Genomic DNA, 24,369 nt, shown 5'->3' with positions numbered 1-24,369 from the left:
GCAGGCAGCGAAGTACAGCGTGCCGCCCTGCCCCGTCCGTCATGTGTTGCGCAATGAGTACAGTCCGATAAAATTAATACAACACGACGGAACGGATCGATTCGCCGCTCTTCATCAGGTCGAAACCCTCATTGATGCGTTCGAGCGGCAAGCGGTGCGTGATCAGGTCGTCGATATTGAGCTTGCCTTCCATATACCAGTCGACGATTTTCGGCACGTCCGTGCGTCCCCGCGCGCCGCCGAAGGCCGAACCGCGCCATTCGCGCCCCGTCACCAGCTGGAATGGACGGGTGGAAATTTCCTGGCCCGCCGCCGCGACACCGATGATGAAGGACTTGCCCCAGCCCTTGTGCGTGCACTCGAGCGCCTGGCGCATCAAGTTGGTGTTGCCCACGCATTCGAACGAATAATCGGCGCCGCCGTCCGTCAGCTGCACGATGGCGTCGACGACGTTTTCCACTTCGTTCGGGTTGATGAAATGCGTCATGCCGAACTTGCGCGCGATGGCCTGGCGCGCCGGATTGATGTCGATGCCGATGATCTTGTCGGCGCCGACCATTTTCGCCGCCTGGATCACGTTCAGGCCGATGCCGCCCAGGCCGAACACGGCCACATTGGCACCCGCTTCCACCTTGGCCGAGAACAAGACGGCGCCCACGCCCGTCGTCACGCCGCAGCCGATGTAGCACACCTTGTCGAATGGCGCGTCTTCGCGGATCTTCGCCAAGGCGATTTCCGGCACGACGATGTAGTTCGAGAACGTGGACGTGCCCATGTAATGGAACAGGGGCTGGCCATTGAGCGAGAAGCGACTGGTCGCGTCCGGCATCAGACCGCGGCCCTGCGTGGAACGGATGGCCTGGCACAGATTCGTCTTTTGCGACAGGCAGAACTTGCACTGGCGGCATTCCGGCGTGTACAGCGGGATGACGTGGTCGTCCTTTTTCAGGATCGTCACGCCCGGGCCCACGTCGACGACGACGCCGGCGCCTTCATGGCCGAGGATGGCAGGGAAGATGCCTTCCGGATCGGCGCCGGACAAGGTGTAGTAATCGGTATGGCAAATGCCCGTGGCTTTCAGTTCGACCAGCACTTCGCCGGCGCGCGGGCCGGCCAGGTCGACTTCTTCGATGGTCAGCGGGGCGCCCGCCTTCCAGGCAATCGCGGCTTTGGTTTTCATGTGTGTCATTCCTGCTCGGTTTCAGATGCGCCATTATCGGGCGCCGGCAGGCGCGATGGCGCGGCTGGCCACGCGCTTGTCTGAAAACGCGGCGCATTTGTCCGATGGCGCCGCACGTTTGCGCCAACGCAAACCTACAGGCACAAAGACGCGCATTCTTGGCACAGGCTCCCCGATTGAGCCGCCGTTGCGCCGTTCCCGCAGGAGACCGACATGCGCCATATCTTTTCCCGCTTTCCCCGGCCCTGGCTGGCCCTGCTGCTGGCATGCTGTTTGGCCCTGCTGGCCGCCTGTGGCGGCGGCGACGATGACGACCCTGCGCCTGGCCCCACCACCGGCAGCCTGATGGTCAGCATCGGCGGCTTGCCGGCCGGCGTGGCGGGCGCCGTCACGGTGACGGGACCTGCGTCCTACAGCAAGACATTGACGGCGAGCGCCACGCTCACGGATCTGGCGCCCGGCGCCTATACGCTCAACGCCGCCAACGTGGCGCAAGGCACGGGACCGCTGGCGCCCACGCCCGTCACGCAGCAGGTGCAAGTCAACGCGGGGGCGACGGCCAGCGCCAGCGTCCTGTATGCGGCGGCCACGCCGCTGACCCTGGGCCTGCAGGAGGTGGCCAGCGGCTTGAGCGTGCCCATCTTCCTCACGGCGCCGCCCGGCGACAACCGTTTGTTCATCCTCGAACGGGCCGGCCGCATCCGCGTGGTGCAGAATGGCACTCTGCTGGCCACGCCCTTCCTCGACATCAGTACGCTCACCACCACCAGCGGCGAACGGGGTTTGCTGTCGATGGCCTTCCATCCGCAATACGCCAGCAATGGCTATTTCTTCCTGTATTACACCAACCTGGCCGGCGATATCGTCATCGAGCGCCGGCAGGTGTCGGCCGGCAACGCCAACATGGCCGATCCCCTGTCGGCGCTGACCATCCTGACGATTCCCCACCCCACGTTCAGCAACCATTATGGCGGCCTGCTCAGCTTTGGGCCGGACGGCTATCTGTATGCGGGCACGGGCGATGGCGGCGGCGCGGGCGACCCGCCACGCAACGCGCAAAACACGAATGTCCTGCTGGGCAAGCTGCTGCGCCTGGACGTCAACGCCAGCAGCGCCGCCCAGCCGTACGCCATTCCGCCGGGCAACCCGTTTGCCACGGCAGGCGGGCGTCCTGAAATCTGGGCCTACGGCTTGCGCAACCCGTGGCGCTATGCCTTCGACGTGCCAGCCCAGCTGCTGTACATCGCCGACGTGGGCCAGGCCAACCTGGAAGAAGTCGACGTGCGCCCCGTGGGTCAGGCGGGCAACAACTATGGCTGGAACATCATGGAAGGCACGCAGTGCTACAACAGCACCAGCTGCAACCAGGCAGGGCTGGTATTGCCCGCCATCACGTACAACAACGATACGGCCAACGGCTGTTCGATCACGGGCGGCTATGTGTACCGGGGAGCGGCCTTGCCGGAACTGACGGGGCAATACCTGTATTCGGATTACTGCAGCGCCTGGCTGAAGAGTTTCAGCTACAGCAATGGCACGGCATCGGCCGTGAAAGACTGGGGCATCACGAACGTGGGCAACATCCTGTCGTTCGGCCAGGATGCGCAAAACGAGCTGTACATGCTGAGCGGCACGGGCAAGGTGTACAAGATTGTACGTAAATAAGCGTACGCAAAAAGGTGGGCCAATAAGGTGGGCCAATGAGCATGTGCAAGCAGTCATGGCGACGCACGCCTGAGGCGGCGTTTTTCGACGGAGCGCGGGGAACCGGCTAGAATTGGATTTTTCCGCCGCGCCCTGCGCACCAGCCCAAGAGAACACCATGGCCCGTTTGAAACTTGAATTTCCCGAAGACCAGTACTGCTATTCCTCGCAACTGACGGTACGCACGACGGACATCAACGCCGGCAACCATCTCGGCAACGATTCCATGATTTCCATGATTTCCGAGGCGCGCGCCCGCTTCCTGTTCGAATATGGCGTGCGCGACATCGAAGCGGACGGCACCGGCATCATCGTCACCGACCTGGCCACCACCTACCGCGCCGAAGCCCATGCGCGCGACCAGCTGCTGTTCGAAGTGGGTGTCATGGATTTCAACAAGTATGGCGGCGACATCACCTTCCGCATCACGCGCCCGCGCGACAACACCCTGATCGCGATGGCCAAGTCCGGCTTTGTCTTCTTCAACTACAAGCGCAGCCAGGTCGTGCCTATGCCGGAAGAGTTCGGCAGCAAGTTCCCGCAGGTGAACTGGATCGATTGACAGCAGCTCGATGCCGCCATGCTGTATCCTTGCCAGGAAGATAATTAATTCTGGAGCGGCATGCAATCAGCAATAACGGCAAGACTGTGCCTGGCCCTGGCGTTGCTGGGCGTCTTGCCATGCGCCCTGGCCGCGCCGCAAACCGTCACGCTGTACGGCGATGATGACTACGCGCCGTACAGCTATGTGGAAAACGGTGTCTTCAAGGGCATGTATATCGACATCCTGCGCCAGGCGGCGGGCGCGATGCCCGGCTACCGGCTGGAATTGCAGCCGCGTCCCTGGAAACGGGGGCTCGACGCGCTGGAAAAAGGCCAGGTTTTCGGCCTGTTTCCGCCCGGACGCAAGACGGAACGCTCGTACGTGCAACCATATTCGGCCGTGCTGCACCGCGAATCGGTGGTGCTGTTTTGCCATGACGCCGTCATGCGCACGCCGCGCACGCACTTCCCGACCAACTTTGCGGGTCTGACCATTGGAGTCAACACGGGTTTTTTGCTGTCGGAAAAGTTGATGGCGCCAGCCCGCCAGGGGCTGCTGCGCCTGGAAGCGGCCAAGGGGAATGAAGCGAACCTGAAGAAACTGGCCCTGCGGCGCATCGATTGCTACGCCAGCGACCGCGGCGCGGCACGCCACACGGCGCGCCAGCTTCAAGAGGAACTGGCCGGCTACGGCTTTCAATTGCGCGAAGTGCTGGAATTGTCATCAGAAGCCACCTACATCGCCTACAGCGCGCGCAACACGCCCGCCTACAAGGCCGATTTCATCGAGAAGATGAATGCCGCCCTGCTCGCCATGCGGCAGAGCGGCGAGCTGGCGCGCATCGAAGGCGCTTACCTGCGCTGATTTACTACTTGCTCACTACTTGCGCGCGTGGCGCTTCACCTTGACGCCAAAGGTATCGGAAAACCAGTCATCGATCATCAGCTTTTCATAGCGCAACTTTTCATTGCTGAAGTAAGGATTGATGCGGCTCAGGTATGACATATCGGACAGGGCCGCATTGCCGCTGCTGATGACCTTGCCATCCTGTTCCAGCACATACTGCAGGCGCATGCGCGGCCAGTCGACCCGGCCATTCATGACGCGGATATCATGGCCGGCACGCAGCGAAGGATTTTCACGTCCCGCCAGGTCCACATCCGTGACGTCGATTTTCAAGGTCCGCCCGGGCGGCAGCGCCGTACCCAGCTTCTCGAAATGCCGGGTCAGCTCCTTCAGTACGTCTTCCCGTTCGTGCGGGTCGAACGGCACATCCGTGAATTGATCCGGTTTGCTGAAATGCACTTCGGTTCCTGCCCAGGCCGCGCTGCTGGCCAGCAAGGCCAGGCCGGCGATCAGGGCGCGCGTTGTCTTCTTTTTCATGATGTAATCCTTTCAGGAAAAATATGGGTGGCGCATGAGCCACTTTTTATCCGATTCACTATACCCCCATGCGCCGCCGTTCAAAGCGAAATTCATACCTTGTTACCTTTTCCTACGGCAACTCTGACAAGACCGGCCGCCACTTTTTTGCAGATTCATTAGCAATATTAATTAAAACAAAGTATTGTCTTGAAAATATAGTTGCCTAAGCGATAAAGTATAGATAGTGTCGGCGGCACGGATTTAAAGTGCTTTTTTAGCACGTGTGTTGCATGATTTTAGTCAATTGTTCTTGCTTATTGTTAATACTTAGCTGTCAGTCTACAATCGACAAAATGCGCCCGAAAAACGCGCAACGCCGGTCATGGCGCACAGGAATTCCTGGCGCGGGCGTCTCAGCATTGCGTCAGTTATGCCTTTTAGCGGAACTTGCCCTTATGTCATTTTTGTCTTCAGCATCGCCCAAGTTACCTCCCTGGAAAGTCCTGCTCGTCGATGATGAACCCGACATCCACGACATCACCAAACTGACGCTGAGCCGTTTCCGCCTCGAAGGCCGCGCGCTGAGCTTCGTGCACGCGTACAGCGGCGCCGAAGCCAAGCAGGTGCTGGCGCGCGAAGAAGGCATCGCGCTCGTCTTCCTCGACGTGGTGATGGAACGCGAAGACAGCGGCCTGGAAGTGGCGCGCTGGATGCGCGAAGACCTGGGCAACCAGTTTACGCGCATCGTGCTGCGCACTGGGCAGCCGGGACAGGCGCCGGAAGAACGCGTGATCGTCAACTACGACATCAACGACTACAAGGAAAAGACGGAACTGGACCGCACCAAGCTGTTCACCACCACCTTTGCCGCCCTGCGCGCCTACCGCGACATCATGAAGGTGGAAGAGGCGCGCCAGGCCCAGCTCCATTACCGCGAAGGCCTGGAACGCGTCATCGCCGCCTCGGCGCACATCTTCAAGCAGCGCAACCTGCGCGACTTCGCCAGCGGCCTGCTGCAGCAAGTCGTCGCCCTGCTGCGCCTGGAAACGAGCATGCTGCTGCGCCTGCGCGGCGCCAGCGCCATCACGGGCGAGCAGGACTATGAAATCCTCGCGCAGATCGGCGACCATGAAGCCGATGGCGGCATCCTCAGCCCGTCCCTGCTGTCGCAGCTGGACGATGCCAAGAGCAACAAGATTTCGCGCCTGCATGGCGACACCTATGTCGGCTATTTCCCGAACAGCAGCGGCAAGGCGTCCTTGCTGGTGCTAAAAGGCGTGGAAGAAATTTCCGACCTCGACGCACAATTGCTGGAAGTATTCTGCTCGGGCGTGGCCATCGCCTTCGACAACATCCTGCTGACGCAGGAAATCACCGATACCCAGGCCGAGCTGATCTTGCGCCTGGGCGACGTGGTCGAATCGCGCTCGCACGAAGGCGGCAACCACGTGCGCCGCATGGCCGAAGTGTGCCAGCTGCTGGCGCAGGCGTCCGGCATGTCGGAAGAGGAAACCATGGTGCTGCGTCACGCGGCGCCCATGCACGACATCGGCAAGATTTCCACCCCCGACGCCGTGCTGCTCAAACCGGGCAAGCTCGATGCGGCCGAATGGGAAATCATGAAGCAGCATCCGACGGTAGGCATGTCCATCCTCGACGGCTCGCAGCGCCCGCTCCTGAAGGCAGCGGCCGTGATCGCCCACCAGCACCATGAAAAATTCGACGGCAGCGGCTACCCGCAAGGTCTCGTCGGCGAAAACATCCACAAATACGCACGCATCGCCGCCGTCGCCGACGTCTTCGACGCCCTCATGCACAAGCGCTGCTACAAGGACGCCTGGCCCCTGGAGCGCGTGGTCAGCTACCTGCGCGAAGTGAGCGGCAGCCACCTCGATCCGCAGTATGTGGAGTTGCTGATTGCGAATCTGGATGAAGCGCTGGCACTGAACAAGCGTTTCCCCGACTAGTAGGTCGGATTAGCGCTTGCGCGTAATCCGACAACATTGTTGGCGCCGCCGACGGCGCCAGATTACGCGGTTCATCAAAGAGCCAAGTGCCCCCCGAATCGATACGCACGCCAGAAAAATACGCTTCGGCCCAAGCCCCCAACATGGGCGTTCCGGGCCAAGCGGGCCTGAAAAATGTCGAGGGCAAGGCGCAGCGACGCAGACAGTACGCATGTACGGCAAGGAGCTGCAACGCCGCCATCGGTATTTTCTCAGGCCCGCGTCTCCGGCCCGCCGTTTTTAGCCGCCGGCGTCGGATTACGCGCAAGCGCTAATCCGACCTACGTGGTTCTAATGGGAAGCGTATCTTGTAATGCAATCCCATGCCTGGCGCACTAACCACCTTCACCGTCCCTCCCAGCGGCCCCGTCACCAGGTTGTAGAGGATATGCGCGCCAAGTCCGCTGCCGCCCGAGCCCCGCTTCGTCGTGAAAAAGGGGTCGAACAGCTGTGCCAGGGTGGCGCTGTCCATGCCCATGCCATCGTCGCTGTAGTCAAGTTCCAGCATGTCGCCCGCCGTCCTGGCGGACAGCTTGATCTTGCCCGGCTCGCCTTCGGCAAAGCCATGCACCAGTGAATTGACCACCATGTTCGTGACGATCTGCGAGACGGCGCCCGGATAGCTGCGCAGCTGCACCTCGAGCGCGCAGTCGATCTCCACTTTGACCGGCTTGCCCTTGAGCTTGGGCTGCAGGGACAGCAGGACTTCATCGAGGTATTTGCGCAAATTAAAGCTGCGCAATTCGTCCGACGACTGGTCCACGGCCACCTGCTTGAAGCTGCGCACCAGCGCCGCGGCGCGCTGCGTGTTCGTCGTCATGATGCGCAGGGTCTGGTCGATGATGTCGAAGAATTGCCGCAAGCCGTCCTCGTCGAGCTGGCCGCCTTCCAAGTCTTCGCGCGTGAGTTTCAATTCCTGCACCAGGTGGCTGGTGGCCGTGACGCAAATACCCAGCGGCGTATTGATTTCATGCGCCACGCCCGCCACCAGGCGCCCCAGGGACGCCAGCTTTTCCTGGCGCACCAGTTCCGACTGCGCTTCCTGCAAGGCGCTCAGGGCGCTGTTCAGGGCCGCGTTCTGCTCTTCCAGCGCTTCCTTGGCCTGGCGCATGGCGCTGTCGGCCTGGATGCGGGCCATCGCCACGGCCACATGGCTGGCCATGAAGGCCAGCACGTCCAGTTCCGCCTGGCCATACACGACGGATTCGTCGTAGCTTTGTACGATGATCACGCCATATTTGCGCTCGCCCAGCAGCATGGGCGCGCCCATCCAGCTGGCGATACCGACATTGCCCAGCGGCTCGTCCATCTCGCCGCTGGCCACCAGCGCCGCATAGCTGCTGGCATCGAGCAGGCAAGCCTTGCGCCGCGCCAGCACGTACGAACTCATGCCGATGCCGTAATGAAAGCGTTTCACGGGCGCCTGCGCATCCTTCTCGTCGACGAAATACGGGATCGTGATGTCCTTGTTGTCCGGGTGGTACAGGGCGATCAGGAAATTCTTGGCCGTCACCAGCTCGCTGATGATGGCGTGCAGGCGCGCATACAGGGTCGTCGCGTCGGCCGCCTGCGCCGACAGGTTGGCGATTTCATACAGCGCATGCTGGAGGTTTTCCGCGCGGCGCCGCTCGGCCACCTCGTGCGCCAGCAGGGCCGTGCGCTCCTGCACCGCCTTTTCCAGCCGGTCCATGCTTTGCATGCCTTGCAGGGCGCTCGACACGTGGGTGGCGATCAGCGCGAACAGGGCCTGGTCTTCCAGGCTGAAGCGGTGCTGCGCGTCATAGCTCTGGATGACGATGGCGCCCAGCACCTGGTGCTGCTGGTCCAGCAGCGGACAGCCTATCCAGTGCTCGGCCTCCGTGCCGCCGCCCCAGGCGCCGCCGCCGATGGCGCGCATGGCGTCGTCGTCGGCCGTCATCACCAGCTGCTTGCGGTTGACGATGACCCATGCCGTGGGCGACTGCGCGGCGCTGGCCAGGCGCACGCCCTCGTCCGGGTCGGGCGCGGCGTCGAATTCATCGACAAAATAGGGAAAGCGCACGAGACCGTCGTCATGGTCGCTGAGCGCCACGTAAAAGTTCGCCGCATACATGATGCGTCCCAGCGCCGCATGCACCGCCTGCAGGAATTCGCTGATATCGCTGCAGGTGCTCGAGCGCTGCCCGATCTCCAGCAACACGGTTTGAACGGCTTCCAGACGGCTGAGGCGGCTTTCCATGGGTGACTATGTACCTTGTGCAAGTATATGTTCTGAAAATCAATATTATCAGTTCAGCCCGGCCTTGGCACGGCATAAAACGGAGAATCTTGCCTTGAGGCAGAGCAACACACGCCACGCGCACATTTGCCACGCTGGCAATACAGTGGCAGACTAGGCCCCTTCCTACAGACCAGACTGTCCTCATGACCGCCACGCTACGCGCCTCGCTTCGTCCCTATACCCTCGCCGGCCTGCTGGCCTTTGCCGCGCTGGGCATGCCGCCGCTGTGCGCCGCGCCAGCCAAGGCGCCGGCGGCGGAAACGGCCGATGGCGGACGCTATTTCGGCCCCCTCGTCGCGGGCAAGATGCATGGCCAGGGCCGGCTCGAATACGCGAGCGGCGCGTTTTACGAAGGGGGCTTCGCGCGCGGCGTGTTTTCCGGCCAGGGCAAGCTGCGCCAGGCGTCCGGCGTCGAATACACAGGCGCCTTCCGCCAGGGCGCTTTCGATGGCATCGGCCGCTACACCTCGCCCAAGGGCGAGATTTATGCGGGCAGCTTCGTCAAGGGCAGCTTCGAGGGACAAGGCCGCTTCCAGGGCGCCGATGGCGCCACCTTCGAAGGCCATTTCAAGCACTGGCGCCCGCACGGCGCCGGCAAGCTGACCGACACGGACGGCACCGTCTTCGAAGGCGACTTCGTCCAGGGCCAGGTGCAGGGCAAGGCCAAGGTCACCACCAGCGACGGCATCCACTACGAAGGCGAGCTGAAAGACTGGAAATTCGAAGGTGAAGGCGTGCTGCGCACGGCCGACGGCGACGAATACCGGGGCGGCTTCAAGAATGGCCAGTTCGACGGCAAGGGCGTGCTGCGCTACGCCGTGGCGCAAGCGGACGGCCGGCGCGAAGACAGCGGCAACTGGACGGAAGGCCAGCTGGACGACCCTGCCCTGGACAAGCTCACGCGCGACAATATCGAACTGGCCCTGTACAACCAGCGCAGCCTGCTCGACGGCGCCCTGGCCCGCATCGCGCCGCGCGATGCGGCAAAGAAAATCAATCTGTACCTGCTGGGCGTGGCCGGCGATGGCGCGCAGGAAGTGTTCCACCGCGAAACGGCCTTCGTGCAGCGCCAGTTCGACCGCGATTACGGTACCGTGGGCCGCTCCTTGATGCTGGTCAACAGCCGCAACACGGTGGCCCAGCAGCCGATGGCCACGCGCACCAGCATCGCCGCCAGCCTCGACGCGCTGGGCGCCAAGATGGACAAGGCCAACGACATCCTGTTTCTGTTCCTCACCAGCCACGGCTCGCCCGAGCACGAACTGGCGCTGGCGCAAAACGGCATGGACTTGCACAGCCTGCCCGCGCAGGAGCTGGCGTCCATGCTCAAGCACAGCGGCATCCGCTGGAAAGTCATCGTGATCTCGGCCTGCTATGCGGGCGGATTCATTGCGCCCTTAAAAGATGACAATACCCTCATCATCACGGCCGCGCGCAGCGACCGCACCTCGTTCGGCTGCGACGACCAGAACGATTTTACGTATTTCAGCGAAGCGTATTTCAAGGAAGCCTTGCCGAAGAGCGCTGGCTTTGCCGAAGCGTTCGACAAGGCCAAAGTGCTGGTGCAGGCGCGCGAAGCGGCCGACTTTAACGAAGGCGGCATGGAGGCGGAAGAGCATTCCGAGCCGCAACTGTTCCAGGGCAAGGCCATCGCCGCGCAGCTGAAGGCGTGGCGCGCCCAGCCGCGCTGACATGGGCACGGCCTTCTTTCTTTCTGTACAATAGCCGTCACCATGCGCCGATTCTTCCTCATTTTTCTGCTGTTCGTGCTTCCGCTCCAGATGTCCTGGGCCGCGGCGAGCGCGTATTGCCTGCACGAGGAAGGCAAGGCGGCGCAGCACCTGGGTCACCACAGCCACCAGCACAAGGCAGATGCGGACAAGCAGCCTGCCGGCGACAAAAAAGTGGCGGACCAGCAGAAAAAAGGCCAGCCGCACAGCGACTGCAACGTCTGCCACGGCATCGGCCATGCGTGGCTGCCAGCCGGCTCCAGCCTGCCCGTCGGCGACACGGCGTCCGTCAACGCGGACACCTCCCCCTTCTTTTACGCTTCCCACATCCCGGACGCTCCCAAGCGCCCTGACTGGTCGTCGGCCATCTAGGCCGACGGGACGTTTCAATCACTTATCGCAGTAAGTCAGGCGCAGGCCTGCGCGTCCCGTCGAATTCTTTTCCATGCTTTTGGAGAATTCGATGTACCGATTCATTTTCTTGCTATCCGCTGGCCTGCTGGCCGGCAACCTTGTCCACGCGCAATCTGGCGTGGAACCCGCCGCACCGTTGACCCTGCCCGCCGCACTGGCGCTGGCCGAGCGCGGCAACGCCACCCTGTCCGCCGCCCGCCATGAACTGGCGGCGCAGGGCGGCGCCCTGCAACAGGCACGCGCCCTGCCCAATCCGGAACTGCAAACCGTGCTGGAAGACACGCGGCGCGCCACGCGCAGCACCACCGTGCAACTGAACCAGCTCATCGAACTGGGCGGCAAGCGCGGTGCGCGCGCCGCCGTTGCCCAGCGCGGCGCAGACCTGGCGCAAGCGGGCCTGTCAATGCAGCAAGCCGACACGCGCGCCGCCGTCACGAGTGCCTTTGTCGACGTGCTGGCCGCGCAGGAAGGCTTGCGCCTGGCCGACAGCGCACAGGCCCTGGCCGCGCGCGCCAGCGACATCACGGCGCGCAGGGTAACGGCCGGCAAGGCTTCGCCCGTCGAGGAAACGCGCGCCAGGGTCGCCGAAGCGAGCGTGCGGCTGGAACTGAACCTGGCCCGCAGCACCTTGGCCAGCGCGCGTAAGCGCCTGACCGCCCTGTGGGGCAACGCCACGCCACGCTTCAGCGTCGCGGAAGGACGGCTGGAAACCTTGCCGGCGCTGCCACCGGCAAGCGAACTGGCGGCGCGCCTGGCCCAGGCGCCGGCCGTGCGCCAGGCGCAAAGCGCGCTGGCCCAGCGGCAAGCCATGCTGGACGTGGAACAGCGGCGCGCCACGCCCGACGTCACCATCAGCATCGGCATGAAGCGCTCGGAAGAGCTGGGCCGCAACCAGGCCATCATCGGCCTGGCCCTGCCGCTGCCCCTGTTCGACCGCAATGCGGGTAACAAACTCGACGCCCTGCGCCGCAGCGACAAGGCCAGCGACGAGCTGGCCGCCGCCCGCATCGCCGTGCAAACGGACGTGGCCGCCGCCACCGAACGCTTGGCCACGGCCCGGCTCGACGTGGAAAGCTTGCGCCAGGACATCTTGCCTGGTGCCCAAAGCGCCTATGACGCGGCCAGCAAAGGTTTCGAGTTCGGCAAGTTCGCCTTCCTCGACGTGCTCGATGCCCAGCGCACCTTGCTGCAAGCCAAAAACCAATACCTGCGCGCGCTGACGGAAGCGCAACACGCCGCCGCCGACATCGAACGCCTGCTGGGCGCCCCCGCCTCCCTGTAAGGAACACCATCCATGAACATCACACTCAACAAAAAACAGGCGGTCGCCATCGCTTCCATCGCGGCCGCCGGCATCGTGCTGGCCTTTCTGATCCTCGGCACCGGCAAGTCCAGCGCCCCTTCGGCCCCTGCCGTCAAGGCGGAAGCACATGCGGAAAAGAAAGACGAACACGGCCACGAAGAAGTGGAAGGCAAGCTGGAATTGACGGCGGCGCAAAGCAAGGCAGCCGGCGTCGTCATCGCCACGGCTGCGCCTGGCCGCATCAAGACGACGGTCGCCTTGCCCGGTGAAATCCGGTTCAATGAAGACCGCACGGCCCACGTCGTGCCGCGCCTGGCCGGCGTGGTCGAAACGGTGCAGGCGGACCTGGGCCAGCTAGTCAAGAAGGGACAAGTGCTGGCCGTCATCGCCAGCACGGAATTGTCGGAACAGCGCAGCGCGCTGCTGTCGGCGCAGCGGCGCTTGTCGCTGGCCCGCTCCATGTATGAGCGCGAAGAAAAACTGTGGCGCGAGAAAATTTCGGCCGAACAGGATTATCTGCAGGCGCAGCAGGCGTGGCGCGAAGCGGAAATCGCCGTGCAGAACGCGCAGCAAAAGCTCAGCGCGCTGGGCGCCACGAGTACCAGCAAAGGTCCGCTGAACCGCTATGAGATCCGCGCGCCGTTCGATGGCATGGTGCTGGAAAAACACATCACCCTGGGCGAGGCCGTCAAGGAAGACGCGAACATCTTCGTCATTTCCGACCTGTCGACCGTGTGGGCGGAAATCGCCGTGCCGGCGAAAGACCTGGCCACCGTTCGCATGGGAGGCAAGGCGGAAGTGAAAGCGTCCGCGTTTGACGCCAGCGCGCAAGGCACGATCACCTACGTGGGCGCCTTGCTGGGCGAGCAGACGCGCACGGCCAAGGCACGCATCAGCTTGCAAAACCCCGACATGGCCTGGCGCCCGGGTCTGTTCGTCACGGTGGAAGTGGTGTCCGGCGAAGCGGACGCGCCCGTCACCGTGCACAGCACGGCCATCCAGACGGTGGAAGACAAGCCCGTCGTCTTCGTGCAGGTGAAAGATGGCTACCAGGCCACGCCCGTGGTGCCGGGCCGCAGCGATGGCACATTGACGCACATCAAGCAGGGCCTGGCAGCCGGCACGCCGTATGCGGCGCAAGGCAGTTTTGTTCTGAAGTCCGAGCTGGGCAAAGACTCCGCCGGCCACGAACACTGATCACGTCAAACTAAAGGAAACCATCATGTTTGAACGCTTGATCCGCTTCGCCATCGACCAGCGCTGGCTGGTGATGCTGGCCGTCGCCGCCATGGCTGGCCTCGGCATCTACAGCTATCAAAAGCTGCCCATCGACGCCGTGCCCGACATCACCAATGTGCAGGTGCAAATCAATACCCAGTCCGCCGGCTATTCGCCGCTGGAAACCGAGCAGCGCGTGACCTTCCCCATCGAGACGGCCATGGCCGGCTTGCCGAATCTGGAACAGACGCGCTCGCTGTCACGCTATGGCCTGTCGCAAGTGACCGTGATCTTCAAGGATGGCACGGACATTTATTTTGCCCGCCAGATGATCAACGAGCGCTTGCAGGAAGCCAGGGAAAGCCTGCCGTCCGGCATCACGCCCAAGATGGGCCCCGTCTCCACGGGCCTCGGCGAAATCTACCTGTGGACGGTGGAAACGCAGGACGGCGCGAAAAAGCCGGACGGCACGCCGTACACGCCGACGGACTTGCGCGAAATCCAGGACTGGATCATCAAGCCGCAGTTGCGCAACGTCACGGGCGTGACGGAAATCAATGCCATCGGCGGCTACGCCAAGCAATACCAGGTGGCGCCCTACCCTGAAAAACTGGCCGCCTACGGCATCAGCCTGCAAGACGTGGTGACGGCGCTCGAGCGCAACAACAGCAACGTGGGCGCCGGGTATATCGAAAAACAGGGCGAGCAGCTGCTGATACGCGCGCCGGGCCAGGTGGCATCCAAAAGCGACATCGGCAACATCGTCGTCGCCAATGTGCAAGGCGTGGCGATCCGCATCCGCGACGTGGCCGACGTGGTGCTGGGGCGCGAGCTGCGCACGGGCGCGGCCACGGAAAACGGCCGCGAAGTGGTGCTCGGCACCGTCTTCATGCTGATCGGGCAGAACAGCCGCGCCGTCTCGCAAGCCGTCGACAAGAAGATGGTGGAGATCAACCGCAGCCTGCCCAAAGGCGTGCACGCCGTCACCGTGTATGACCGCACGGTGCTCGTCGACAAGGCCATCAATACGGTGAAGAAAAACCTGCTCGAAGGCGCGGTGTTGGTGATCGCCATCCTGTTCCTTTTCCTCGGCAATATCCGCGCGGCCATCATCACGGCCATGGTGATTCCGCTGGCCATGCTGTTCACGTTTACGGGCATGGTGCAATACCATGTAAGCGCCAACCTGATGAGTTTGGGGGCGCTCGATTTCGGCATCATCATCGATGGCGCCGTCGTGATCGTGGAAAACTGCGTGCGCCGCCTGGCCCACGCGCAGCAGAAACTGGGACGGCCGCTCACCTTGCAGGAACGTTTTCAGGAAGTGTTTGCCGCATCGCAAGAGGCCCGCCGGCCCCTGCTGTACGGCCAGCTGATCATCATGGTCGTGTACCTGCCCATCTTCGCGCTCACGGGCGTGGAAGGCCGCATGTTTACGCCGATGGCGCTGACGGTCGTCATCGCCCTGCTGGGCGCCATGCTGCTGTCGATCACCTTCATTCCGGCCGCCGTGGCGCTGTTCATCGGCGACAAGGTGGAGGAAAAGGAAAACGCCATCATGCGCGCCGCCAAGCGCTGGTATGCGCCGCTGCTGGACAAGGTGATGCGCAACACGCCCGTCGTGCTGACGGGCGCGGCCGTGGCCGTCGTGCTGTCGGGCTTGCTGGCCACGCGCATGGGCAGCGAATTCGTGCCCAGCCTGAACGAGGGCGACATCGCCATCCAGGCCCTGCGCATCCCCGGCACCAGCTTGACGCAATCGCTGGCCATGCAGCAGCAGCTGGAAAACAAGCTCATGGCAAACCACAAGGAAATCGCGCGCGTGTTCGCCCGCACGGGGACGGCCGAGATCGCGTCCGACCCCATGCCGCCGAATATTTCCGACGGCTACATCATGCTCAAGCCCCGCGACGAATGGCCGGAACCGGGAAAATCGCGCGAGCAATTGCTGGCGGAAATCGAAGCGACGGCCACCAGTTTACCGGGCAATAACTACGAGTTTTCACAGCCGATCCAGCTGCGCTTCAATGAGCTGATTTCCGGCGTGCGCAGCGACGTGGCCGTCAAACTGTTCGGCGACGACATGCTTGTCCTCGACGGTACGGCCGCGAAGATCGCCGGCGTACTGGGCAAGATTCCCGGTGCGACGGAAGTGAAGGTCGAGCAGACGACGGGGTTACCGATGCTGACGGTGCAGATCGACCGCGAGCAGACGGCCCGCTACGGTCTCAACATTGCCGACGTGCAAGCGGCGATCGCCACGGCCATCGGCGGGCAAGAGGCCGGCACCCTGTTCCAGGGCGACCGCCGCTTCGACATCGTCGTACGCCTGCCCGACAGCCTGCGCAGCGACCTGGAGCAGCTGAAACGCTTGCCCATCGCCCTGCCCCTGGGCGCGGCGGCGGAAGGCCGTGCCCGCTTCATTCCGCTCGGTGAAGTAGCCAGCCTGCAAGTAGCGCCGGGACCGAACCAGATCAGCCGCGAAGACGGCAAGCGCCGCATCGTCATCAGCGCCAACGTGCGCGGGCGCGATATCGGCTCGTTTGTCGCCGACGCCACGCAGCAATTGCAAGCGCAAGTGGCCATTCCCGCCGGCTACTGGACCAGCTGGGGCGGCCAGTTCGAGCAGCTGCAGTCGGCCACGAAACGCCTGGAGCTGGTGGTGCCGGTGGCGCTGGCCCTCGTCTTCGTCTTGCTGTTCGCCATGTTCGGCAATGTGAAGGATGGCTTGCTGGTGTTCAGCGGCATCCCGTTCGCCTTGACAGGCGGCATCGTCGCCCTGTGGCTGCGTGACATCCCTATGTCGATCTCGGCCGCTGTCGGCTTCATCGCCCTGTCCGGCGTGGCCGTGCTGAACGGCCTCGTGATGATCGCCTACATCCGCCAGTTGCGCGAACAGGGCATGCCCTTGCACGATGCCATACGGGAAGGGGCGATCACCCGCTTGCGGCCCGTCTTGATGACAGCGCTGGTGGCGTCGCTCGGTTTCGTGCCGATGGCGATCGCCACGGGCACGGGCGCCGAAGTGCAGCGTCCGCTGGCCACCGTGGTGATCGGCGGCATTTTATCGTCGACGGCCTTGACCTTGCTGGTGCTGCCGCTGTTGTACCGGCTCGCGTATCGCAGGAAAGAAGAGGAGGTAGGTCGGATTAGCGTGGCCGAAGGGCACGCGTAATCCGACACATTGTTGGCGCTGGTGGCGTCGGATTACGGCCTTTCAGGCCTAATCCGACCTACGCCCTGCCGCTGCTGTACCGGCTGGCGTATGTTGCAAGAGGTAGGCCGGATTAGCGCGCAAGCGCGTAATCCGACACATTGTTGACGCCGGTGGTGGCATTGGATTACGGCCGGCGGTAGCCGCCCTCGATCCAGTTCGCCGCTGACGTGGCGTTGAACTTGAACGCAGCCGAGGTGCGCACCTTGGCGATCTGCTCGCCGTCGGCGTCGTAGGCGCTCAGTTCCGCGTACGGGTGGTCTTCGTCGGGGACGATGTCGAACATCACCTTGACTTGCCCCTCGTCGGTGGCGACGAACAGGTTCTTGTGCAATTGCGCATGCAGCTGCTGCTCATGGCGGCGCAGCACTTCCGACGCCGTCTTGACCAGGGTATTGAAGGCGTTGACGTCGAGCGGCTTCGGGTTTTTCTTGTCGCGGCCCATGGTCCACGGGCCCACCAGCGCCGGCTCCGGTTCGCCATCCTTGATCATGGCCACGGCCCAGCCTTCGTCTTCCTCGTTCTTGATCACTCTCGCCGTCCAGCCATTGCCTACCCACAGGCGCGGCTCCTGGATCGGGGCGTCATTGTCCTGCTCGGCTGCTTCGTCGGAAAAGTCGGGGAAATCGGTACTCATGGCGGTGCTCGTGATGGAAGGTCGGGGCTAGCATGATAGTCGAAAACGCCCGCCCGTGCCGCGTTCCCGGCGGCACGGGTGAACGTTCAACACTTCCGTCCGGCATCTTCCCACGCGACTGTCAGCACATGGACATGGCAGGCCGGTTGGGCCAGGTCAGCGGCGGGCCCGGCGGCACCCAGCGCGGGTCGATGGCCGGCAGCGGCGCATGGTAATTAAAGGGATTGATGATGATCGGCGGTATCGCCGATGGCGCGCCGACGGGCTCGGCGCAGGACTGCGTGGCGCTACGCTGGCGCGTGATTCGATGGTCAGGGGGGGATAGCGATTGATCCCCGGTATCTGCAAACAAAAGCATGTTGCCCTCCTTGCGAGAGTGAGGTATTCAGTATAGGACGGCTTGCGTACATTACAAGAAAAGAAATCTTGTTCCAGATCAGCGTTTTCTGGCCTCCAGCGCCTTCCATACCGTGAAAATGACGGCCTGTCGCACGCCGCTGGCGGCAAGCCGGGCGCGCCCCTACAGTGTGACCATGCAACACCCCATCACCCACACTGCGAGGTTCACCATGAAAAAACTGCTCACCTTCGTCCTCATCGTCATGCTCGCCTGCCTGTTCCTCGACAAGATCGGCGGCAGCGACATGCACATGCAGTTCAACGGCGACGATATCGACGGTCCGCTTGAGTGGCTATTCGGCCTCGTGTTTGCCGGCGGCGGCTTGCTGATCGCCGCCATTGCGGTGGTGTGCGCCGCCGTCGTCACGGGCGTGGTGCTGGCCGGCGTGGGCGTGGTGCTGATCGCCGCCGTGGCGCTGTGTGTCGTGCTGGCGCTCGCGCTGAGCACGCCAGTGCTGCTGCCGCTGCTGATACCCGTGGCCATCGTCTGGCTGATCGTCAGCCGCAACCGCAAGCAGACGCAAGCGCGTCAGCACAGCCTGTAATCATTGCGCCATGAATTTGCTGAGCACGCCGTCGCCGCCGCCATCATTCTGTTCGATGCGGTTGCGCCCGCCCCGCTTGGCCCGGTACAGCGCCTCGTCGGCGCGCGCCAGCACGGCGTCGCAATCGGCATCGGTACCGGCCATGGCGGCCATGCCGATGCTCACCGTGATGGTGATCACCGTGCCGCCATCGATGGTCAGCGAGCTTTCCGCCACGCGCCGGCGCAGCCGTTCGGCAAACACGGCGGCGGCGCTCAGATCCGTGCCCGGCAACAAGATGGCAAATTCCTCGCCGCCCACGCGGCCCGGCACGTCGACCTTGCGCAGCGCCTGGCACATCAGCGCGCCCAGGTGGCGCAGCACGGCGTCGCCCACGGCATGACCATACTCGTCGTTGACGCGCTTGAAGTGATCGATGTCGAGCATCAGCACGCTGGCGCAGCTGGCCAGCTCGCGCTGCAAGCGGGCATGCTCGTTTTCCAGCGACGCCATGAAGTGGCGCCGGTTCGGCAAGCCGGTCAGGAAATCCGTGGTGGCCAGCTGCAGCAGTTCCGCGTTCATGCGCTTGCGCTCGGTGATGTCGAGCGAAGACACCATGACGAAATCGAGGCTGTCCGCATGGCCAGGCATCACCAGCAAGCTCAATTCATTTTGCCGCGCCGCGCCATCGAGACGCACGAAGCTGCTCTCGCACTCGTACAGGTGAGCGCCGCCAGCCAGCGCCAGCAGCGCATCGCCGAAACGGGGCAAGGCGCTGTCGTCGAAATTCTGTGCCAGGCCCAGCGCCCCGCGGCGCTGGTCGTCCTCGTTGGCGCGCACTTGCGCCAGCGCGGCGCCGTTCGCATCGATGATGCGCACCAGCCCCGCCAGCCGCCGCAGCGCGTCCGGATTGGCCTGGAAGTGGGCGCCCAGGTCGCGCACGCCCGCTTGCTCGAGAGCATCGAGCGCGGCGCGCACGGCCGACCAGTCCTGTTCCCACAAGGCCACGGGCGCATGGTCGTACAGGCTGCGGAAACGCGCTTCGCCGGCGCGCAGGGCCAGCGCCACCTGCGCCTGCTCGATGGCCATGCCGGCCAGGTTGGCCGCCTCGCTCAGCCGCGCCAGATGCGCGGCACCCGGCAAGGTCGGCTGGCGGTGATACGCCATCAGCACGCCGAGCAGCTTGCCCGAGCCGCCACGCACGGGCTCGGCCCAGCACGACTGCAGCTGGGCACGGCACGCCAGTTCCATCGTTTCCTGCGCAGCGGCATGCAGGTCGCCGACGATCACGCGCTGGCCGTCGCGCACGGCTTGCGCGGCGATCCCATGCACGCCCTGCAGGGTGTCGAGGTCGTGGCCATGGCTGGACAGGTTGAAAAACGCGGGCAGGCTCGGCGCCGCACCCAGCACCAGGCGGTGGCGGCTTTCGTCGAGCAGCAAGATGCTGCACAGCATGGCGGGATGGTCGGCTTGCACGCTCAGCACCACGCTTTCCAGCACCCGTTCCAGCGGCGCGCCCGTGGCCAGCATTTCCAGCACTTGCCGCCGCGTATGCTCGCGCCGTTCCATCTGGCTGCGCTCGCTGATATCGCGGAAGGTCCACAAACGCGCCTGCTCATTGCCCAGCTGCATGCTGCGCACGTATTGCTCGACCACCCGTCCATCGCGCAGGTGCAGCACGTCGCGCCGCTCGCGGTGGCCGTGCGGCGCGTGGGCACGTGCCCCGAGGAAAGGCGCCGCCTGCTCGAGCTGGCTTTCCACATGGCGCACGAGCGCCGTGCCATCGGCTTGCCAGTCGAGCGCGTCGGGCACTTGCCACAGGTCGCGGAAACGCCGGTTCGACGTGAAGATGCGGCCGTTGATATTGTCGACCAGAATGCCGTCGATGGTCGAATCGAGGATGCTGCGCAGCATGGCCTGGCTGCGCTGCGCCGCCTCGGCCATCGCCAGCACGCTCGCCTGCCCCTGCTCCAGCTGGCCGGTCAGCTCGCTCGAGCGCGCCAGCGCCGCCTGGGCGCGGGCACGGCCCGCCGCCAGCAGCCAGGCCGCCAGCGCCAGCACGATGCTGGCCAGCAAACCGGTCCAGGCCACCAGACGGGGCCGCGCCAGCAGCTCGCCATCGAAGCCCGGCATGGCGCGCACGCGCAAGGTCCAGGGGCGGCCGGCGATGGTGATGACTTGCCGCGACACGAGGCTGTCCGACGCGGCAGAGGAAAAGCCGCCCGGCAAGCTGTCGTACATCAGGGTCGCCTCGGCCAGTTGCGCGCCGTCATAGATTTCCAGGTCCAGCTGGCGCGCCGCCTCGCCGCCCACGCCCGCCATCAGGTCGCCCATGCGGAACGGCGCAAACACCCAGGCGCGCAAGGCGGCGCGCCGCTGTTCCACGCTCGCATGCAGCATGCCGTTGTCATACACGGGCAGCACGACGAGGAAGCCATGCGCCTGCGCGCTGCCGCTATCTTGCACCAGGTGAATCTTGCCCGTCATGGCGGCCCGCCCCGTATCGCGCGCCTGCTCGAGCGCGGCGCGGCGCACGGGTTCGGACCAGAGGTCATAGCCGAAGGCCAGCAGGTTGCTGTCGCTTAAAGGTTCCAGATAGGTGATGGGCGCATGCCAGGCGCGCTGGCCGTGCGGACGCACGGCATAGCCGGGATAGCCTTCCGCGCGCACGCTGGCCTCGTGCCGCGCCAGGGCGGCGCCGGGCAACAGCGGCAGGAAGCCGATGCCGTGGATGCCGGGAAAGTGACGGTCCACCTGCTGCACCGACAGATAGGCATGGAATTCGCGGCGCGTGACTTCCTGCGAACTGGCATACAGTCCCTGCACCCCGTGCAGCACCTGGATATAGGTCTGCATGCGGCCGGCGATGTTGCCCACCAGTTCGCGCACGCGGAAATCGAAATCGGCCTGCACCTGCTGTTCGCTGGCATCATGGGCATTGCGCCAGGCGCCGTACGTCAGCCCCAGGCACAGCGCCAGCACCAGCGCGGCCAACGCGCGCGGTCCCACCCAGTGCGACACTGGCTTGGCAAACCACGACGAAGACGCGCGTGTAGACATGACAGGCTGACAGGACGGACATCAAACCATTTCACGGCCAGCAACATAGCTGGCAGCGGGCTGTACAACTACCATCGGTAGTCGATGAGAATGATAGTACGTTACAGCGGGCGCCCTTGCAATGCTGAATATTGTATTAAAAAGAGCACATATTTCGTGAACGCAATGATGTGTACTCCAGGAAAATTCGATGCCATGAAAACCATCGCCCGACACTGGTATGATCGCCCCGCAATCCATCATCAGGGAGCCGCGTTTGCAGCACGATAGCTGGCAGGGAACACTCTGGCTGGCGCCGGACTTTGCCATCTTGCATGGCGCAGCGGGCGCCACGGACAGTCACGCCCATTATGCGCACCAGCTGATGCTGAGCACGGGAGCGCCCTTTACGGCCGAGCTCGACGGCATCATCCACACGGCGCGGCACTTGCTGGTCGACAGCCTGCGCCCGCACGCCATCATCGCCGCGCCGGCGCCCATGCTGACCATCTATGCGGAACCACAGCGCCTGGGCGGCGCGGCCCTGCTGGCGGCGGCCGCCAGCGCCGGCGTACCCAGTCTCGACAGCCTGGCCGCCGCGCTGCAGGCGCAGCCGCGCGAGCGCTTGCCCGATCCCCGCTTGCTGCGGGCGCTGGACAAGGTCGATGCGCTATTGTCCGGCAAGGTCAGCGCGGCGGAAGTGGCCGAGGCGGCGCATTTGTCGCTAAGCCAGCTGGAGCGCCTGTTCAGCGCCCAGCTGGGCTTGCCCGTGCGGCGCCTGGTGCTGTGGCGCCGCCTGCGCCTGGCCATCCGTTTCGTCTTGCTCGGCAGTACCCTGACACAGGCGGCCCACGGCGCCGGCTTTGCCGATGCCGCGCATTTTTCGCGCACCATGCGCAGCCTGTTCGGCGTGCGCGCCGACCGCAGCTTGCGCCAGCTCGACGTCAAGCTGCTCGATTGACGGCACGATTGAGCGCCTGCTGCAAACCGGCCGGCAGCTCCGGCGCGCGCACGCCCTCTTCCGCGCGGAACGGTTCCAGCAGCTGCGGTCCATAAGCAACGGGATAATCGGGACGGCTGCCGATGCCCAGGTCCTCGCCCCGCATGCGGTAGCCGGGCGCGTCGAACGCCGTGCCCAGCAGGCGGTCCCAGCACGTAAAGAACAGGCCGAAATTCACGTCGCCGGCCGTGCCGTACTTCATGTGGTGAAAACGGTGCAAGGGTGCCCACGCGAACACGTGGCGCAGCGGCCCCATGCGCATGTCGACATTCGCGTGCTGCAGCAACAGCTGGATCGCCACGGCAAACGCCAGCACGGCCATGACCTTCTCCGGTATGCCCAGCAGCAGCAAGGGCAGCATGCCGCCCGCCGCTTCGAGCAGCAGATGCAGCGGATGTTTCATCCAGCCATTAAAACCGTACATGCGCTGCACGCTGTGGTGCACGGCATGCAGTTTCCACAGAAAATAATAACGGTGGCTCAGGTAATGCACGAGCGTGATGCCGCAGTCGGCAATCAGGATCGCCAGCAGCAGCTGCGCCCAGAACGGCAGTTGGCCCGGCCAGAACGGCCCCAGCGCCAGATGCCCGGCCAGCAGGGGAAAAGCCGCCAGGCCCAGCAGGTACAGCGCTTCATTGACGAGCGCATGCAGCGTATCGCGCCAGCCGTCGCCGTGACCATCGTTCCACGCGCCGTCATACGGCGCATAGCGCTCGGCAAGAAAGGAAGTGAGCAGGGCCAGCAGAAGCAAGGGTGGCAAGACCCACAGGGAATAGTGGCACACCGCGATCAGGCAAGCGGCGGCGCCGATGAAGCCGGCCCAGAACACGGGGCCGTACAGCGCGGCAAAGAGGGATTTCATGGCAAGACACTCCTGTGGCAAAAACCACAGCATGGCTGGTCTCCCCGCCGCGCCGCTTGAAGAAACGGCGCAACCTGTTACTTCAGGGCTTTTCTCGCAGCATATTGCTGGTAACCATTCGCGCGCAGGGCACAGGCGGGGCAAGTGCCGCAGCCATAGCCCCAGTCGTGCAATTCACCCCGCTCACCCAGGTAGCAGGTATGCGTGCCGCTGCGGATCAGGTCGACCAGCGGCTGGCCGCCCAGGTCTTCCGCCAGGTCCCAGCTTTGCGCCTTGTCCAGCCACATCAGCGGCGTTTCCAGCTTCAAGCGCGTGTCCATGCCCAGGTTCAAGGCCACTTGCAGTGCCTTCATCGTGTCGTCGCGGCAATCCGGATAGCCGGAAAAATCCGTCTCGCACATGCCGCCCACGAGCACCGTCAAGCCGCGGCGATACGCCACGGTGGCGGCCACGGTCATGAACAGCAAGTTGCGTCCAGGAACAAAAGTATTCGGCAAGCCGTTTTCCTGCATGACGATCTCGACGTTCTGCGTCATGGCCGTATCGGAAATGGCGGAAATGAGCGACAGGTCGATCATGTGATCCTGGCCCAGGCGGCTGTCCCATTCGGGCGACTGCTGGCGTATCTGTTCCAGCACGCCGGGACGCACGGTCAGTTCGATCGCGTGGCGCTGGCCATAATCAAAGCCGATGGTTTCCACGCGGCTATAGTGTTTCAAGGCCCAGGCCAGGCAGGTGGTGGAATCTTGTCCACCGCTAAAGAGCACCAGTGCGGAGTCCGTTGCTAGCATAATTTCTTTCTTTTCAGTTTTATTCTGTCCGAGTGCGCGGGAAAACATGATTCCCTGCGCAAAAAATACTTATTCGTCCGCCATCAGTTTACCTATTCCGGTAACATGCAGTCAGCATTTACTTATCTGGAGCACCATGTTTTCTGCACGACCCATACGGCATACGGCTGCCGGCAAGG

19 protein-coding genes are annotated in these 24,369 nt (G+C 63.8%); 11 read left to right on the top strand and 8 right to left on the bottom strand.

The window, feature by feature from the left end; all coding sequences use genetic code 11:
- Window positions 1–73: 73 nt before the first annotated feature.
- Window positions 74–1,180 (bottom strand): S-(hydroxymethyl)glutathione dehydrogenase/class III alcohol dehydrogenase, encoded by a 1,107-nt coding sequence (locus AC54AG_RS22670; protein ID WP_496631636.1) that lies wholly within the window; start codon window positions 1,178–1,180, stop codon window positions 74–76.
- A gap of 213 nt (window positions 1,181–1,393) precedes the next feature.
- Here AC54AG_RS22670 and AC54AG_RS22665 point away from each other — a divergent pair, with 213 nt between their 5' ends.
- From AC54AG_RS22665 to AC54AG_RS22655, 3 genes are all read left to right on the top strand, one after another.
- Window positions 1,394–2,845, top strand: a complete 1,452-nt coding sequence (locus AC54AG_RS22665) for a PQQ-dependent sugar dehydrogenase (protein WP_496631635.1) — start codon at window positions 1,394–1,396, stop codon at window positions 2,843–2,845.
- A 157-nt stretch (window positions 2,846–3,002) separates the two neighbouring features.
- Window positions 3,003–3,446, top strand: a complete 444-nt coding sequence (locus AC54AG_RS22660) for a thioesterase family protein (protein ID WP_034753479.1) — start codon at window positions 3,003–3,005, stop codon at window positions 3,444–3,446.
- 60 nt (window positions 3,447–3,506) lie between these two features.
- On the top strand, window positions 3,507–4,292 hold the full coding sequence (locus tag AC54AG_RS22655; RefSeq protein WP_496631634.1) for a substrate-binding periplasmic protein: 786 nt from the start codon (window positions 3,507–3,509) through the stop codon (window positions 4,290–4,292).
- A 15-nt stretch (window positions 4,293–4,307) separates the two neighbouring features.
- Here AC54AG_RS22655 and AC54AG_RS22650 read toward each other — a convergent pair whose 3' ends face one another.
- On the bottom strand, window positions 4,308–4,811 hold the full coding sequence (locus AC54AG_RS22650) for a DUF3016 domain-containing protein (protein ID WP_070305452.1): 504 nt from the start codon (window positions 4,809–4,811) through the stop codon (window positions 4,308–4,310).
- 437 nt (window positions 4,812–5,248) lie between these two features.
- On the opposite strand from AC54AG_RS22650, the gene AC54AG_RS22645 reads away from it, so the two are divergent.
- Window positions 5,249–6,760, top strand: a complete 1,512-nt coding sequence (locus AC54AG_RS22645; protein ID WP_070305451.1) for a DUF3369 domain-containing protein — start codon at window positions 5,249–5,251, stop codon at window positions 6,758–6,760.
- A gap of 310 nt (window positions 6,761–7,070) precedes the next feature.
- On the opposite strand, the gene AC54AG_RS22640 is transcribed toward AC54AG_RS22645, so the two are convergent.
- Window positions 7,071–9,017, bottom strand: a complete 1,947-nt coding sequence (locus AC54AG_RS22640) for a GAF domain-containing sensor histidine kinase (RefSeq protein ID WP_496631633.1) — start codon at window positions 9,015–9,017, stop codon at window positions 7,071–7,073.
- Window positions 9,018–9,202: 185 nt separating this feature from the next.
- Between AC54AG_RS22640 and AC54AG_RS22635 the strand changes: the two genes are divergently transcribed.
- The 5 genes from AC54AG_RS22635 (at window position 9,203) to AC54AG_RS22615 (ending at window position 16,899) form a co-directional block, all read left to right on the top strand.
- Window positions 9,203–10,750, top strand: coding sequence for a C13 family peptidase (locus AC54AG_RS22635; protein ID WP_496631632.1), 1,548 nt, complete (start codon window positions 9,203–9,205; stop codon window positions 10,748–10,750).
- 42 nt (window positions 10,751–10,792) lie between these two features.
- A complete protein-coding gene (gene czcI, locus AC54AG_RS22630) occupies window positions 10,793–11,161 on the top strand; it encodes a cation efflux protein, CzcI family (RefSeq protein WP_456148401.1) in 369 nt (122 codons plus the stop codon).
- Between the two features lie 91 nt (window positions 11,162–11,252).
- Complete coding sequence (locus AC54AG_RS22625) at window positions 11,253–12,485, top strand: TolC family protein (RefSeq protein WP_496631631.1); 1,233 nt, start codon at window positions 11,253–11,255, stop codon at window positions 12,483–12,485.
- A gap of 12 nt (window positions 12,486–12,497) precedes the next feature.
- Complete coding sequence (locus AC54AG_RS22620) at window positions 12,498–13,703, top strand: efflux RND transporter periplasmic adaptor subunit (protein WP_496631630.1); 1,206 nt, start codon at window positions 12,498–12,500, stop codon at window positions 13,701–13,703.
- Window positions 13,704–13,728: 25 nt separating this feature from the next.
- Entirely contained in the window at window positions 13,729–16,899 is a 3,171-nt protein-coding gene (locus AC54AG_RS22615; protein WP_496631629.1) for an efflux RND transporter permease subunit, read from the top strand.
- Between the two features lie 166 nt (window positions 16,900–17,065).
- On the opposite strand, the gene AC54AG_RS22610 is transcribed toward AC54AG_RS22615, so the two are convergent.
- Both AC54AG_RS22610 and AC54AG_RS22605 read right to left on the bottom strand, forming a co-directional pair.
- Entirely contained in the window at window positions 17,066–17,575 is a 510-nt protein-coding gene (locus AC54AG_RS22610) for a hypothetical protein (protein WP_034753470.1), read from the bottom strand.
- A 121-nt stretch (window positions 17,576–17,696) separates the two neighbouring features.
- Window positions 17,697–17,933, bottom strand: coding sequence for a hypothetical protein (locus AC54AG_RS22605; protein WP_072457088.1), 237 nt, complete (start codon window positions 17,931–17,933; stop codon window positions 17,697–17,699).
- Window positions 17,934–18,144: 211 nt separating this feature from the next.
- Between AC54AG_RS22605 and AC54AG_RS22600 the strand changes: the two genes are divergently transcribed.
- Window positions 18,145–18,519, top strand: coding sequence for a hypothetical protein (locus AC54AG_RS22600; RefSeq protein WP_496631628.1), 375 nt, complete (start codon window positions 18,145–18,147; stop codon window positions 18,517–18,519).
- Here the strand turns inward: AC54AG_RS22600 and AC54AG_RS22595 are convergent, their stop codons facing one another.
- Window positions 18,520–21,558, bottom strand: coding sequence for a sensor domain-containing diguanylate cyclase (locus AC54AG_RS22595; protein ID WP_496631627.1), 3,039 nt, complete (start codon window positions 21,556–21,558; stop codon window positions 18,520–18,522).
- Between the two features lie 220 nt (window positions 21,559–21,778).
- Here AC54AG_RS22595 and AC54AG_RS22590 point away from each other — a divergent pair, with 220 nt between their 5' ends.
- Window positions 21,779–22,498, top strand: coding sequence for a helix-turn-helix domain-containing protein (locus tag AC54AG_RS22590; protein ID WP_496631626.1), 720 nt, complete (start codon window positions 21,779–21,781; stop codon window positions 22,496–22,498).
- On the opposite strand, the gene AC54AG_RS22585 is transcribed toward AC54AG_RS22590, so the two are convergent.
- Complete coding sequence (locus AC54AG_RS22585; protein WP_496631625.1) at window positions 22,482–23,399, bottom strand: sterol desaturase family protein; 918 nt, start codon at window positions 23,397–23,399, stop codon at window positions 22,482–22,484. The two genes, AC54AG_RS22590 and AC54AG_RS22585, sit on opposite strands and share 17 nt — an antisense overlap.
- A 77-nt stretch (window positions 23,400–23,476) precedes the next feature.
- Window positions 23,477–24,190: a 7-cyano-7-deazaguanine synthase QueC gene (gene queC / locus AC54AG_RS22580; RefSeq protein ID WP_034753467.1), complete on the bottom strand. Its 714-nt coding sequence runs from the start codon at window positions 24,188–24,190 to the stop codon at window positions 23,477–23,479.
- Between the last annotated feature and the right edge of the window lie 179 nt (window positions 24,191–24,369).

Source organism: Janthinobacterium sp. BCJ23 (assembly GCF_059617945.1).
This window is presented reverse-complemented; position numbering and strand designations above follow the sequence as displayed.

Bases quoted from the DNA above. Each gene is read 5' to 3' on its own strand.
- AC54AG_RS22670 (WP_496631636.1), bottom strand. From the start codon at position 1,180: ATGAAAACCAAAGCCGCGATTGCCTGGAAGGCGGGCGCCCCGCTGACC.
- AC54AG_RS22665 (WP_496631635.1), top strand. From the start codon at position 1,394: ATGCGCCATATCTTTTCCCGCTTTCCCCGGCCCTGGCTGGCCCTGCTG.
- AC54AG_RS22660 (WP_034753479.1), top strand. From the start codon at position 3,003: ATGGCCCGTTTGAAACTTGAATTTCCCGAAGACCAGTACTGCTATTCC.
- AC54AG_RS22655 (WP_496631634.1), top strand. From the start codon at position 3,507: ATGCAATCAGCAATAACGGCAAGACTGTGCCTGGCCCTGGCGTTGCTG.
- AC54AG_RS22650 (WP_070305452.1), bottom strand. From the start codon at position 4,811: ATGAAAAAGAAGACAACGCGCGCCCTGATCGCCGGCCTGGCCTTGCTG.
- AC54AG_RS22645 (WP_070305451.1), top strand. From the start codon at position 5,249: ATGTCATTTTTGTCTTCAGCATCGCCCAAGTTACCTCCCTGGAAAGTC.
- AC54AG_RS22640 (WP_496631633.1), bottom strand. From the start codon at position 9,017: ATGGAAAGCCGCCTCAGCCGTCTGGAAGCCGTTCAAACCGTGTTGCTG.
- AC54AG_RS22635 (WP_496631632.1), top strand. From the start codon at position 9,203: ATGACCGCCACGCTACGCGCCTCGCTTCGTCCCTATACCCTCGCCGGC.
- czcI (WP_456148401.1), top strand. From the start codon at position 10,793: ATGCGCCGATTCTTCCTCATTTTTCTGCTGTTCGTGCTTCCGCTCCAG.
- AC54AG_RS22625 (WP_496631631.1), top strand. From the start codon at position 11,253: ATGTACCGATTCATTTTCTTGCTATCCGCTGGCCTGCTGGCCGGCAAC.
- AC54AG_RS22620 (WP_496631630.1), top strand. From the start codon at position 12,498: ATGAACATCACACTCAACAAAAAACAGGCGGTCGCCATCGCTTCCATC.
- AC54AG_RS22615 (WP_496631629.1), top strand. From the start codon at position 13,729: ATGTTTGAACGCTTGATCCGCTTCGCCATCGACCAGCGCTGGCTGGTG.
- AC54AG_RS22610 (WP_034753470.1), bottom strand. From the start codon at position 17,575: ATGAGTACCGATTTCCCCGACTTTTCCGACGAAGCAGCCGAGCAGGAC.
- AC54AG_RS22605 (WP_072457088.1), bottom strand. From the start codon at position 17,933: ATGCTTTTGTTTGCAGATACCGGGGATCAATCGCTATCCCCCCCTGAC.
- AC54AG_RS22600 (WP_496631628.1), top strand. From the start codon at position 18,145: ATGAAAAAACTGCTCACCTTCGTCCTCATCGTCATGCTCGCCTGCCTG.
- AC54AG_RS22595 (WP_496631627.1), bottom strand. From the start codon at position 21,558: ATGTCTACACGCGCGTCTTCGTCGTGGTTTGCCAAGCCAGTGTCGCAC.
- AC54AG_RS22590 (WP_496631626.1), top strand. From the start codon at position 21,779: ATGATCGCCCCGCAATCCATCATCAGGGAGCCGCGTTTGCAGCACGAT.
- AC54AG_RS22585 (WP_496631625.1), bottom strand. From the start codon at position 23,399: ATGAAATCCCTCTTTGCCGCGCTGTACGGCCCCGTGTTCTGGGCCGGC.
- queC (WP_034753467.1), bottom strand. From the start codon at position 24,190: ATGCTAGCAACGGACTCCGCACTGGTGCTCTTTAGCGGTGGACAAGAT.